Origin of the sequence: Herbivorax alkaliphila, from assembly GCF_030848475.1 — a bacterium.
GTDB lineage: Bacteria > Bacillota > Clostridia > Acetivibrionales > Acetivibrionaceae > Herbivorax.
Genome location: NZ_JAVDDS010000023.1, coordinates 19,647 through 33,725, shown reverse-complemented (window position 1 = coordinate 33,725; position 14,079 = coordinate 19,647). Strand labels below are relative to the sequence as shown.

The 14,079-nt window shown below is 29.8% G+C and carries 14 protein-coding genes; all 14 read right to left on the bottom strand.

Features of this window, described 5'->3' with window-relative positions; genetic code table 11:
• Window positions 1–37 precede the first annotated feature (37 nt).
• The 14 genes from RBH29_RS09930 to RBH29_RS09865 all read right to left on the bottom strand — a co-directional run bounded on the left by RBH29_RS09930 (window position 38) and on the right by RBH29_RS09865 (window position 13,703).
• On the bottom strand, window positions 38–889 hold the full coding sequence (locus RBH29_RS09930; protein ID WP_306696661.1) for a PHP domain-containing protein: 852 nt from the start codon (window positions 887–889) through the stop codon (window positions 38–40).
• An 18-nt stretch (window positions 890–907) separates the two neighbouring features.
• Window positions 908–1,555 carry an LbetaH domain-containing protein gene (locus RBH29_RS09925; protein ID WP_306696660.1) on the bottom strand — a complete coding sequence of 216 codons (648 nt, stop codon included), beginning with the start codon at window positions 1,553–1,555 and terminating at the stop codon, window positions 908–910.
• The gene (locus tag RBH29_RS09920; RefSeq protein ID WP_306696659.1) at window positions 1,548–2,807 is read right to left on the bottom strand and encodes an alpha-D-ribose 1-methylphosphonate 5-triphosphate diphosphatase; all 1,260 of its coding nucleotides are present in this window, start codon (window positions 2,805–2,807) and stop codon (window positions 1,548–1,550) included. Before RBH29_RS09920 ends, RBH29_RS09925 begins: the two co-directional genes overlap by 8 nt.
• 53 nt (window positions 2,808–2,860) lie before the next feature.
• On the bottom strand, window positions 2,861–3,211 hold the full coding sequence (locus tag RBH29_RS09915; protein ID WP_306696658.1) for a phosphonate C-P lyase system protein PhnG: 351 nt from the start codon (window positions 3,209–3,211) through the stop codon (window positions 2,861–2,863).
• 287 nt (window positions 3,212–3,498) lie between these two features.
• A complete protein-coding gene (locus RBH29_RS09910) occupies window positions 3,499–3,795 on the bottom strand; it encodes a MarR family winged helix-turn-helix transcriptional regulator (RefSeq protein ID WP_306696657.1) in 297 nt (98 codons plus the stop codon).
• Window positions 3,796–4,128: 333 nt separating this feature from the next.
• Window positions 4,129–5,889 carry a two-component system histidine kinase PnpS gene (gene pnpS / locus RBH29_RS09905; protein WP_306696656.1) on the bottom strand — a complete coding sequence of 587 codons (1,761 nt, stop codon included), beginning with the start codon at window positions 5,887–5,889 and terminating at the stop codon, window positions 4,129–4,131.
• A gap of 8 nt (window positions 5,890–5,897) precedes the next feature.
• The gene (locus RBH29_RS09900) at window positions 5,898–6,602 is read right to left on the bottom strand and encodes a response regulator transcription factor (RefSeq protein WP_306696655.1); all 705 of its coding nucleotides are present in this window, start codon (window positions 6,600–6,602) and stop codon (window positions 5,898–5,900) included.
• Between the two features lie 131 nt (window positions 6,603–6,733).
• Window positions 6,734–7,432, bottom strand: a complete 699-nt coding sequence (phoU, locus tag RBH29_RS09895) for a phosphate signaling complex protein PhoU (protein WP_306696654.1) — start codon at window positions 7,430–7,432, stop codon at window positions 6,734–6,736.
• A gap of 105 nt (window positions 7,433–7,537) precedes the next feature.
• A complete protein-coding gene (gene pstB, locus RBH29_RS09890) occupies window positions 7,538–8,299 on the bottom strand; it encodes a phosphate ABC transporter ATP-binding protein PstB (protein WP_306696653.1) in 762 nt (253 codons plus the stop codon).
• Window positions 8,300–8,391: 92 nt separating this feature from the next.
• Window positions 8,392–9,219 carry a phosphate ABC transporter permease PstA gene (gene pstA, locus RBH29_RS09885; protein WP_306696652.1) on the bottom strand — a complete coding sequence of 276 codons (828 nt, stop codon included), beginning with the start codon at window positions 9,217–9,219 and terminating at the stop codon, window positions 8,392–8,394.
• 5 nt (window positions 9,220–9,224) lie between these two features.
• Window positions 9,225–10,106: a phosphate ABC transporter permease subunit PstC gene (pstC, locus tag RBH29_RS09880; RefSeq protein ID WP_306696688.1), complete on the bottom strand. Its 882-nt coding sequence runs from the start codon at window positions 10,104–10,106 to the stop codon at window positions 9,225–9,227.
• A gap of 158 nt (window positions 10,107–10,264) precedes the next feature.
• Window positions 10,265–11,158, bottom strand: coding sequence for a phosphate ABC transporter substrate-binding protein (locus tag RBH29_RS09875; protein WP_306696651.1), 894 nt, complete (start codon window positions 11,156–11,158; stop codon window positions 10,265–10,267).
• 377 nt (window positions 11,159–11,535) lie between these two features.
• On the bottom strand, window positions 11,536–12,285 hold the full coding sequence (locus RBH29_RS09870) for a hypothetical protein (RefSeq protein WP_306696650.1): 750 nt from the start codon (window positions 12,283–12,285) through the stop codon (window positions 11,536–11,538).
• 95 nt (window positions 12,286–12,380) lie between these two features.
• Entirely contained in the window at window positions 12,381–13,703 is a 1,323-nt protein-coding gene (locus RBH29_RS09865) for an amidase domain-containing protein (RefSeq protein ID WP_306696649.1), read from the bottom strand.
• Between the last annotated feature and the right edge of the window lie 376 nt (window positions 13,704–14,079).

Below are 14,079 nucleotides of genomic sequence, written 5' to 3'. Positions count from 1 at the left end.
ATATATATAGATAGAACTTTTAAAACTAATTGTGCTTTCAAGCAGCTTTTTCTTTTCTTCTAAATAAACTATTTACACTATCTTCTCCAACTACAGTAAGCCCCATTGGGCTTGTATGCCCTTCATACATTCCATGAAAGTCAGAGCCTCCTGTCATAATAAGGTCGTATTTTCCTGATATCATAATCAACTGATTTGTCTCGGCTTTTGTATGAGATGGATGAAAAGCTTCAACTCCATCTAGCCCAACATCTATTAGTTCAGGAATGATATCTATATTTTTATATCCTGCAGGATGAGCTAAAACAGCCAGTCCTCCACTCTTTTTTATTTCTCTAACAGCTTCAAAAGCATCAACATAATTTATTTCTTTATATAAAATACCTCCTGCTGACTTTTCTTTAGGTTTTGAAAAAAGCCAATTATATAATTCACCTTTAATTGAACTTGAATAACCTATTTCCATTAATGCTCTCATTATGTGCTGTTTATAAACATTCTTTTTTTTGTATGCAAAACCACTGACAAAATCCCATGATAAAGGAAAGCCTTTTTTTATTAACTCTGAAACCATCCATTTAGAGTTCTTTATCCTCTCTTCTACCATAGGTCTGCAAAAATTCCCTAGTTCCTCCGGCCTATCTAAAAGATATCCTAATATATGAACTTTTTTATCCCTTTTATAATCATATGCCGATATTTCTATGGCAGGTATGTTTAGTATATTGTGCTTTTCACATTCTATTGCAGCTTCTTTAAAACCTTCAACAGTGTCATGATCAGAAATTGCAAGAGCATTTATACCTACCCTTTCTGCCAGTTTAACAAGTTGCTTTGTGCTCAAAGAGCCATCTGATACATAAGAATGACAATGTAAATCAGCTTTCATAAAAATAATCCTCCTCTTTTAATTATTTTTTAAAAATAAATCTAAATCTATTAACTCTTTAAATTTATTTTCTATGGTCTCTTTTTCCCACTCCCACCATTTAGAATCTATTATTTTTTTAATAGTAAAATCATCAAATCTTTTTTTTATAACTTTTGCAGGAACTCCAACTGCAATTGAATAATCAGGAATATCTTTTGTTACAACTGCTCCTGAACCAATTACACTCCCAATACCAACTTTTACACCTGGCATAATAACAACTCCATGACCCAACCAAACATCATGACCTATTTCAACTTTTTTACTTCTTCTCCAATCAAAGAATTCCTCATCATCATTATTATCTAAACCATATTGTAATCTCCTATATGTCATATGATGTTGAGTTACCCTCCACATAGGGTGATTCCCAGGATTTATTCTTACATGGGAAGCTATTGAACAAAATTTGCCTACATTTGAATATATAACATTGTTATGACCTGCAAGATACGTAAAATCTCCAATTTCTGATTCAACAATACTGCTAAAATCTCCAATTTCTGTCCATCTTCCTAGATAGCTTTTTTTAATACACGTAGTTTTTGCTATAGTTGGTTTTTCAGTTAGCATCTTTTTCTCTTTTGTATAATTTTCTGGCACTAAGTTTTCATATTTAAACAATGGCAACACTTCCTCTCAAACCTAAATTTTTTGAATCATAATTTAAGTTTCTATAATTAAGATCTGAAACTAAATGACCATCTATAAAAACTTTAGTTATTGCTGGTTTTTCATTTATTATATGAATTAAAACTAAATCTGCTTTTTTACCATTTTCAATAGTTCCATAATCTTTTTCTATCCCAAGAGCTTTAGCAGGATTTACTGTGACAAGTTTCATGCTTTCCCATAAAGGAATCTTATAATTGCGATTTAGTTTAAAAACTGCATGAAGCATTGCAGGGGGATAATAATCAGAACACAAAATATCAATACAACCATCTAAAATTGCTTCTGTTGCTGAAACATTACCTGAATGTGATCTTCCAAGTAGTACATTTGGTGCTCCGGCAACTGTTAGCATACCTCTTTTTTTTGCCTTTCTTGCAACATCTAGCTCTATAGGAAATTCGCTTATTACAGCATTTAGTTTAGTATTTACATATAATAGTTTTTCTTCACTGTCATCGTCATGAGACGCTATGGGTATTCCTTTTTCACGCGCCATATTTGCAGAATCTTCTATTTTTTCATTACTTAGAACTGGAATAGAAATTTTCTCCTTAATAAGCGTATCTATTTCTCTATCATCTATACCACTTTTATATTTTTTCATAGTTTCCTTATATCTACCTAAATTTTTATACTGTCCCTGACCTGGTGTATGATCCATAAAAGATAGTAAATCTAAATAATTCTTTTCAATATAGTCCATAAGAACATCATATCCAGAGGTATTTCTAACATCAAATCTACAATGAAATTTATGTCTTATTAAGTGATTTGTTTTTTCAAGATTTTTAATAAGCTCTACTATTTCTTTCATTTTATCAGGCTTTCTAGCTTCTTTTTCTCTTAAAACAGAGCTACCTTCGTCAATAAAAGACAGCGAATGATACATAGTTGTAATTCCCTGGTTAGCCAATTGTTTTTCCTGTTCCATTAAAGCTATTTCAAAATCTATTATACTATTTGGTCTTGGCTGAACTGCTGACTCTAAATTATCCGAGTGAATATCTATGAATCCTGGAGCCAAATATCCTCCTTCCCCATCAATCACTTCGCCAATACTTGTTTTTTTAGCATTCAATCCTATTTGTTCCATAGGGAATAAATGTTTAATCTTTCCATCTTCCATAATTAAGCCTTGATTTTTTAAAATACTATTTTTAGCTATTACATCTACATTAATTATAAGTTTTGCTCCGCCCATAACATTTCTCCTAACATTATTTTTTTATATGTTAAACCATCTAAAATTTGTATTTACATGGCTTTTATCTCATTTAATTCTTTCATTATATAGTTACTCTCTGGTATTTTTGCATTAATGGCTACATCAACAACTGCCATTGCCAAAACCTTTTCTAAATCATCACCTGACAAAACCGCTATTCCTTTTTCTTCTCCTAAGCCCACTTCTGCCTCACAAGCCGGAATCTTTTTTAACTTATAATTTGAATTATATCCTGACTCTTTTTTGTTTATTATTACCATTATTTTACATGGTTTTTTTATAACTTTTATTTCGTTTTTTTTCATTATACTTTGTGCAAGTTCTATTATTATTTCTCTAGGACTTTGTGACATTATTTTTAAAATTTCATATTTATTCATTTACTCACCCACTTTAATATTAATTACTAAAAAAGCAAAATTTCTAAGCTATTCTCTATTTATATAAAACTTAAATTATACTAATTAAAACTCAATTTATAATCTTATAGTAATTTAAATAAATTAAATACAAATAAAATCTCTGTTAAATTTTGTTTAAACTTAACAGAGATTTTTATAAGTTTTAACCAAAAAATAGACGCACTATAATGCGTCCATTTTTTTAGGTAAGGGAATCAATGTATTTATACTTTTATAGTATAAATTCAACAGATGCTTGTTAATTTTTAGCAACATTCATTTTTTTTAACTGGTTCATTAACATTATCAATTATTTTTGACAATTGATCTTTTTGCTCATATATTTTTTTTGCTTTATTTGTCAAAATTATTTTAACATACTTTCTGTCTTCTGGTTTCATACTTCTTATTATAAGACCGTTAAATGCAAGATTATTTATAACTCTGCTCATATTTTTTTTGTCTAGTTCTAGAATATTTTCAAGTTCACTTAAAGTTATAGCCTTTGCTTTTCCTATTTCGAATATAGTCTGCAATTGTAAAAGCTTTTCTGATTTTTTCATGTTCTCACCTCATAAACAAATTGATTATCATTAAAAATTTCTTTAAATTCCTTTGACATTTAAATATTTATTAGCATCATCCAGCTAGAAAACAAATAAAATGTTTTAATTGTTTTTGTTAACCCATCTAAAAAACGCAAATGAAGCATATGATGATAAAACAAAAGCTACAAAGAATAATATTATAATTTCAGTAGTCATAAAATCATCTCCTTTTACTTCAAAAAACTTTAGTTACTAAAATTAAGTTTAAATTTCTTAATTTCTATGATTTAAATATAACAGTTTTTTGTTTGGAGATTATTATGTCTTTGTTAAATTCATGTAAAGTTTCTAGTTTGGAATCTGTACAATAAACTCTGTACCTTCCCCTAATTTACTGTTAACTTTAACATTTCCGCTATATAGGTTAACAATATGCTTTACAATTGAAAGACCTAGTCCAGTCCCCCCTAAATCTCTAGACCTTCCCTTGTCAACCCTATAAAACCTCTCAAAAATCCTCAAAAAATGGTTAGAATCAATTCCTATACCTGTATCTTTTATTTTGATAACTATTTTACCTTCATCCTTATATGCTTTGATAATAACTTTTCCACCTTTTACATTATATTTTATTGCATTATCAATAAGATTTAAAAACAGCTGTTTTAATCTATTTTTATCCCCATTTATAAATATGTTTTTTGTTACTTCATTGTACAGGGTTACTTCTTTTTCATCTGCTATGTTTTGCACTATACTAATCACTTCATTTACCAAGACTTTTATATTAACATTTTCCTTTTTTAAATTAATCTGCTTTGTTTCAATTTCAGATAATTGAAGTATATCATCAATCAGTGCATGAAGGCGCTCTGCCTCTATATCTATTATATCTAAAAATCTCATTGAAACCTGCTTATTATCTATTGCTCCATCTTTCAATGTTTCTATAAAACCTCTAATAGAAGTAATAGGAGTTTTTAATTCATGGGTAACATTTGAAACAAATTCTGTTCTTATTTTCTCAAGTTTTCTTATTTTAGTTACATCCTGAATAAACACGATAACTCCTGAATTTTTGCCACCTTTACTCTTTGGCTTTATTGGGCTTGTATATAATTTTAATATTTTTTCATCTATATTAATGTAATCACTTTCAAGAGATTTATTATTAATAAAAGTTTCTTTTATAATAATGTTTAACTGATTATTTCTTATGCTTTCCAATATGTTTTTGCCGATTATTTTTTTTTGTGAATCAATCTTAAAAAAACTTCTTGCCATTGTATTTATCAAAATTAATTCTTCCTCACTATTCACTGCAACAATTCCAGCATTCATACTGTCTACAATTGATTCTACCTCAACCTTCTTATCTTTTAAATCACTTATTGTTTTTTCAAGCTTTGTTGCCATCTCGTTAAAAGATTTTGACAACTGCCCTAATTCATCTTTTGATTTTATATTAATTCTGCCTTTATACTTTCCATCAGAAATCTCTTTTGATGCAAATATTAATTCATTTAGAGGCTTTGTCAAAGATTTAGATATTTTAAAAGATATCAAAATTGCTAATATTATGGCAGCTAAAGTTATAAGAATTGTATAAAACCAAATAAGTCTGTTTATCTCATTAATTTGAGTTAATGGAAGTGAAATTCTAATAATAACCTCTGGTTGATTTACTGCAACTGCAATATATAATAGGTCTGTATTAATTGTACTACTTTTTCTTATGTCCTTTCCAATACCATCTTCAATGGTCAAAACTACTTCTTCTCTGTCGATATGATTTTCCATACTTTGAAAGTCCGCCTCTGAATCACCCAAAACATTGCCATCAAAGTCAATAAAAGTCACTCGTAATCTATTTTCATTATCATCCTCATTAAAATACTCAGAAAAATTTTTAGATATATAATCATAATCTATGTCTTGATATTTTTCAATTTCAACTAGATGGTGCTCAATTGAAGAAGCAATGTTTATAAGCTTGTTTTCAACTTCCTCTTTATAAAATTTCCCTGCAATTGAAGATGTAAAAAAAGCTGTAATAAATAATATGCATATAAACAAAATTACATAGTATTTAAATATCCTTTTTTTCATATAATCACTTATCCTTTTTTATCTGTGAATCTATAACCTATTCCTCTTACAGTCTCAATATAAAAAGGCTGGTTATCATCATCTTCTATTTTTTGACGCAAATATCTAATATGTACATCTACCGTTCTGGTTTCGCCAAAATAATCAAAACCCCATATTTTTTCTAAGAGTATTTCTCTTGACAACACTTTGCCCTTGTTTATCATTAATAACCTTAATATTTCAAATTCTTTATAAGAAAGCTCTAAAATCTCTCCATTTTTTGATACTTCACGCTTTGAAAAATCAATTGTAATATTACCTGCTTTTACAACTTCATCATCACTGATTTCACAGCTGTCAGACCTTCTAAACATAGCTTTCACCCTTGCTACTAGCTCTCTTATGCTAAAAGGTTTTGTAATATAATCATCTGCACCAATTTCTAACCCAAAAACCTTATCAAATTCATCACTTTTAGCAGTAAGCATTATAACAGGTATTTTTTCTAGTTTAATATTTTGACGCAACTTTTTGCATATTTCAAAACCATCTATCCCTGGCAACATTACATCTAGTATAAAAAGATCTGGGACTTTATTTTTGCATTCACTTAAGAGGTCTTCTCCATTTTCAAAAACACTAACCTTATATCCCTTTTCCTCTAAATTAAATTTTACCAATTCTTGAATGTGCTTTTCGTCCTCTACTAAAAATATAGTTTTTTCAATCATACACTCTCTCCAAATTAAAATTATATTCTCATTATATATTATTTTCTACATAATTTAAAATTAGATTTGTAATATATAAGTGAACATCATTTATGTGAATAAAAATATAGAATAAACATCATGGCAATACTTTATTTCACAAAAGGATTTCGTACTCTGTCATCTTTATGATAATATCTTGTAAGATTTTCATGCTCTCCAGTAATATTGTAAACTACCCATTCAGCAATATTTGTTGCGTGATCTGCCATTCTCTCAAGGTATTTAGCTATAAACATAAAGTTAATTGCCTGTTCAACTGAAGATACATCACTTTTCATAATATTTATCAGCTCCAGTATAATTTTATAAAATAAATCATCTACCTCATCATCACTGCCACATACTCTTTTTGCCAAATCCAAATCATCATTTATATAGGCATCAATTGCTCTATTTACCATTTGTTTTGCTAAATTAGCCATTTTAGGTATATCAATTAATGGTTTAATATATTTTTCATCTGCCATTCTTATTGTTATCTCTGCAATGTCAGCAGAGTGGTCACCAATTCTCTCCATATCGGTTATAATTTTAAGTGCAGTACTGATACTTCTTAAATCTTTTGCCAAAGGCTGCTGTCTCGCTATAAGATTAAGACACTGTCTTTCTATCTTTTTCTCATAATCATCTATAATGTCATCACTTTCAAAAATATCCCTAGCAAACCTTACATCCTGATTTTTAAGTGCCTCAATGGTATTTTCTATTGATTCTTCAACAAGGCTTCCCATTTTTATCATATCAATATGTAGGTCTTCCAGTTCTTTTTCAAAATAATTCCTTGTCATATACAATCATGCTCCTTTTATACTATAAATTATAATAACTTTTGTAATCTGTAACAATCACTAATAAGTGCTTAGAACCTTTATTAGAATCATTGCAATAAATTCCTACCCAAATCTACCTGTAATATAGTCTTCGGTTCTCTTATCTTCTGGCACACTAAAAATCTTTTCTGTAGAATTGTATTCAACAATTTCACCTAAGAGGAAAAATGCTGTTTTATCAGATATGCGTCCTGCCTGCTGCATATTATGTGTCACAATTATTATGGTATAGTTTTTTTTAAGCTCTCCAATTAAGTCTTCTATTTTTAAAGTTGAAAGAGGATCTAATGCAGATGTCGGTTCATCCATAAGAACTATTTCAGGCTCCACTGCTAAAACTCTTGCAATACAAAGTCTCTGTTGCTGACCTCCAGATAACCCCAATGCATTTTGCTTTAATCTATCTTTTACTTCGTCCCATAGAGCTGCATTTTTTAAACTCTTTTCAACTATATCATCCAGTTTAGCTTTTGATCTAATTCCATGTACTTTAGGACCATATGCAATGTTATCATATATTGACATCGGAAAAGGATTGGGCTTTTGAAATACCATTCCTACTCTCTTTCTAAGCTCTACTATATCACATTTTTCATATATATTTGAATTATCCAGATATACCTGCCCGGATATTTTTACATTTTCAACCAAATCATTCATTCGGTTAAGTGTTTTTAAAAAAGTAGATTTTCCACAGCCTGAAGGTCCAATAAAAGCTGTTACCTCTTTTTCTTCAATTGAAATAGAAACATTTTTTAAAGCTTGAACATCCCCGTAATGTAAATTAAGATTTTTTGTGCAAATTTTACACTTGTTATTTTTCATTTTAAGAATCATTCCTTTCTAGAAGCACAAAACTGAATGAAAGCAAGTCACTAACAATTCCTGCTAAATCAATTTTTCTACTCTAATAAATTTTAAGCCCCAGTAGTTAATCTCTTTATATTTGAAGCTATTTTGCCTGCAACAAAATTTAAAGTTGCAATAATAATTAGTAATACCGTAGCTGTAGCAAAAGCCTGTTCAAAAGAAATTCCCTCGTGGGCAAGCATGTATAAATGAACAGATAATGTTCTACCTGATTCCATAATTTTAGGAATTCGCGTAGCCATTCCTGCTGTAAAATAAACTGCTGCTGTCTCCCCAACTATTCTCCCCATGCTTAAAATTACAGATGCTAAAATTCCTGGTATAGCAGAAGGTAATACAATTTTAATTATAGTTGTAAGTTTAGTGGCTCCTAATGCAAGACTTCCCTCACGATAAGATTTAGGAACAGATTTTAAAGCTTCTTCTGTTGTTCTGATTATAGTTGGCAATACCATGATGCTAAGAGTCAGTGCTCCAGATAACAATGACATTTTAAAACCCAATGCAATAACAAAAAACATATATCCAAACAACCCATATATTATTGAAGGTATTCCTGCCAATGTCTCTATTGAAAATTTAATAATATTAACAACTTTCCCAGGCTTTGAGTATTCGACAAGGTAAATAGCTGAAAAAATTCCAATAGGAGCTGATAGAGCTAGAGATAGTGCTATAATATAAATTGTTGTAATCATCATTGGAAATATTCCCGTACTATCTCCTCTGTATTCACTAGTCAAAAATCCCCAATTAATATTAGGTAAGCCCTTCATAGTTACATAACCCACAATCCAAAATAAAATAGCTATTGTTATAAATGATACTGCACATATTGCAGTATATAAAATTTTGTCTGATACTTTTTTATTCATTTACCTTAAGTCACCCGCCTTTTTATTACAGTATTTAAAACAATATTTAAAATTAAAATGAAAACAAACAAAATTACACCTGTTGCAAAAAGTGCATCTTCATGGAGGCCTGAAGCATATCCCATTTCAATTGCAATATTTGCAGTTAAGGTACGAACAGGACTTGTCAATGAAGAAGGTAAAATAGGTGAATTCCCTGCAACAAGAATTACTGCCATCGTCTCACCTATTGCTCTTCCTATTGCTAAGACTATAGCAGCCATTATTCCTGATTTTGATGCTGGAATTAAAACTTTAAATATTGTCTGTATATGACTTGCACCAAGTGCCAATGAGCCTTCTTTGTATTCTCTTGGAACTGACCTTAAAGATACTTCTGATATACTTATTAATGTGGGTAAAATCATCATAGAAAGAATAACTATTACAGCTAAAAGGCTATTTCCTCCACCTCCAAAAGCTTTATGAATCATTGGAACTATTACAAGCAAACCGAAAAAACCATAGACAACCGACGGTATTCCTGCTAATAATTCTACAGAAGGTCTAAAAACCTTAGCCATCCAAGGTGGCGCTAGCTCGGCCATAAAAATAGCTGTAAATAGCCCTATTGTTACACCTACAATTATTGCACCAAAAGTTCCTAAAAGAGAAGCAATTATCATTGGAAATATTCCAAACTCCCCTTGTAAAGGAGCCCATTTTGTTCCAAATAAAAAATCAATAAATCCTATTTTAAAAATAGCTGGGGATCCTTTTGAAAATATATAAATAATAATTATACCAACAGAAATTACAGAAATACAGGCACATAAAAGAAATATGTGCTCCACTAATTTTTCAAATATATCTTTGCTCATTTTCTTTGCTTTTGATTTGCTTAATATACTATCCTTTTCTTTGATTTCTGTATTATAACTTTTAGTTATTATTTTTGAATTCATCTCAATAACACACCAACTTTCTCAATCATATATTTACAAATAGTTCTTTTAAACTGCATATGAAGAGTATTCTCCATATACAGTTTATGCAAAGTATTAAACTAATCCATTGGTATGTAATCCTTAGATACTATCTCATTTCCTTCACGACTGAAAATAAAATCCAAATAAGCCTGTACCTCAGGAGCCACTTCACCTTTTGTAAGCATTAAAAGTCTTCTTGAAACTGGGTAATCCCCTGATTTAATTTTTTCTTCTGATGGCTCAAACCCATCAACCTTAAGTACTTTCACACTATCATCAACATATCCTAAAGATATATATCCAATTGCCTCTTCAGTAGTCATTACTTTTGCTCTTACAGGTCCATTTCCGTCTTGGATTAAAGCATCTTCTACAAGTTCGCCTTTTATTCCTATTATCTCATCATATGCCCCCCTAGTTCCTGATCCATCTTCACGACTAACAACAATTATTTCTTTGTCTTCTCCACCAACGTCTTTCCAATTTGTTATTTCACCTTTGTATATTTGTGTTATTTGTTCTAATGATAACTCGGTTACTGAGTTGTTTGGATTTAATATTACTGCTATTCCGTCAACAGCTATAGGGATTTCTGTAATTCCCCATTCCTTCTCTTCCTCTTTTAACTCTCTTGATGCCATACCAATATCCGCACTTTCATCATTTGCAGCTTTAATTCCAGCAGATGAACCAACACCCTGCACATCTATTACAACTTCAGTTTCTATGTCTGTAAAAGCATCAGCTAATAGCTGTGCCAATGGTTGGACAGAAGTTGAGCCAACTATACTTATATGTCCACTTAATTTTGGTTCTTCATCTAAATCCTCCACATTTTCTGCTGCTGGCTTAGGAGTTGCTTGTTCATTAATTTTTGAATCATCCTCATTTGCTCCACAACCTGTGAAAACACTTCCTAATCCTAAAGCTATAATAACCGTTAGTGCTAATTTTTTAAAAATCTTGTTCATTTAATATCCTCCTCTAATAATATTTACACTTTAAATACTAAACTCTCAAGATTAAAGGATTATTATATCTTTGTTAAATTGAGTTAAATGAATGTTAAATCTATGTTAAATAAAAAACTCTAAGACATTGGAGAAATTTTATTTTTAAGTCTTTCACTTCGTTACAAGATTTAAAAATAAAAAACTCCAGCCTTTTTGAGAGCGGAGTTTTTTGTCTTATATACAAAACTGCCATCTTATATAATGGCAGTTTTACTTTTAAATTTATTTGTAATAAAATCTTGTTTTACAAGCCTCTATATTTAGCTAAACTAATTTTATAGTTTTAAATAATACACTACTAAACTTAAGCGATATCATATGATGTTTTTTGCCATTTAATCTTTATAGAATTTCTCTACGCTACTAAACTCTGAATCCCGACCCATACTACCATATTTAACAAGGTCTTCTAATGAGGTTTGAAGTTTTCCTTCACTATTAAATAAATTCATGTCTTTTACATCTGAAATACCCTCTAATATGATTATATAGGCCCTATCACCAGTAACTATTTCTTTTATGGATTCTCCATTTTCAAATTCAGTTATAATATAATCAAAAGAAACTTCTTTTGATTCATCTGGTTCTACCAACCACGTTCTATCTCTAAGTACGCTAAACAAAATTGTGTTATTTTCATAGACTACACTATTAATAGTAAATGCCATACTTATTGGAATATCCCCAAATGCCTCCTTTGAAACAGTATACTTATCATCAGTTTTTTGTAATAAAAGTAATTCACTTGGAGGATGCCCGTCTCCGTCATGACATCCAGCAAGAACAAGATATTTATCCCCAAATGGCTTTGTTTTATAAATGGTTATTTCAAATTCCCTCACAACTTCAGATTTGAGATGACTCATAATTATATAATTATCTCTTTGAGTTGTCTCGTATTCTTCTCCGTAACCCAACTTTCGTTTGTAATAGTCCATTACTGCATCTTTAATTTCTTGTTCAACTGTACTTTGACCAGAAATATTATCCTGAGATTTGTCATCACCCTCAATTATGCCAGCTCCACCACAGCCAGCTAATAGAATAACTGTTACAATCATACAGATTAATATGATTTTTTTCATAAATTTCGTCCTCCCATTTTATACTTTAATTATAATTTATTTAATACACTAAAAGCAGGTTAAGTTTCAACTTGCTTTTAGTGTATTTTTTATAATTAACTGTTGAAGTTTGCAGTACTAAATTTAATAAGTCTTATAAAACAATTTTGATTTCCATAACTCGAGATTACATCAGTTAAAGCTCTATTATATACGTCATCAGAATTTTGGCTTACATAAATACGTGAATAATCACTTCCGTGTGAAGGAGTTAGAGTAAGAGTCACATACATGGAATGACCATAGATTGTTGAAAGTAGGTTGTTTCTAGCTTGTATAACATCACCTACACTAAAAGATGTTGATGCCAAGTTGAAGTAAGCACGATTATTATTATATCCTGTACCATTAGGACCTACTGTTTTAGAACTTGTTGTGTAATTCCAAAAACTCTCGGCGTTTTCCCATGCTGGGAAACCACCACCACCCTTCAATCCTGCTTGCCATACACTGTTTACCATTCTAACTCTATTTACTATATCTGAGCTAGTTTGCTGGTTATTCCATGGATAGCTTCCTCCTCCATATGCTGCCCAAACACATTGAGAAACAAAATTAGTACAGTTGCCACCAGTCCCAGCAACATAAAATAAAGAGCCATCTCTATCTTCAGCATATAATTGGGCATACTGTCTACCGAGACTAGGGGTGTAAGTGTATGAAGTCGACAATATACCAAAATCTTGATTATTAAACTCTTGGTTATTTGAAATTTCAATATAATCATCGGCTTTTTTTGCTTTTTCTAAGACTTCTTTCATTACATAAATGTCAGATATCTTTTCCTTTTTTACTTTTGATATAATATCAGAGTCAAGTTTATCATTATTTGACTTACTAATTTCTACAACTCTATTTTTAAAATGTTCAAATTCATAAAATTCAGAATTAATTTCTGTTATCATCCACTTATCATCTAGGTTTTCTAATGTAAAAGTATAACCCATATTGCGAATATAAGACTTGTTTCCATCGGCATTTACATACTCATAATCTAGATTAATTAGCAACTCAACATTAGCAAAATTTTTATTAATATTAATATCCTTATAAACAATTTCAAAATCATAGCTTTTATATTGAGTCTCAAATACTTTACTTACTTCTAAATCGTATTCCTGAATACTTCTGTATAGGTATGTACTCTTTGTATCTTGAAGAATGTCGCTAAAATCATATAGTTCAAGTGTCTTAAACTCATTAAAGTACCTATCAAAATACTTATTCAATACACTTTTAATTTCATATTCGGTATCTTGATTTTGATTGCTAGTATTTGTTAAATCTCCTGCTTTACCACTAGCATTGCCAAGTGTAAGCAATGCAATAATAGTTACTAATACAACCGCTAGAAATACATTTTTTTTGTAATAATTCATGTTTTTTACTCTCCTTTTATTAATTTTATTTAAATGCATATATATATATATATTTAAAATTTATCATAAAAAACTTAAAAAGTCAACTTTTAAAAAAATAAGTGTTTCTATAAGTTTAAATCCTTATCAAGGAATTTTTTATGTCAATAATAATTATATCTTTATTTGCATATAATTACAAGTTACAGTGTAAACTATGGGAGTTTTACAGTATAAATAAAGATAGAATTTTGGAATCTTTTACACACTCACGTGTATTTCCGAGATTAAAAAAATTATAGGTATGTCAAAAAATAATCTATTATGCTACATATTTATTAAAAATAAAAAACTCCAACCTTTTTGAGAGTGGAGTTTTTTGTCTTATATACAAAAC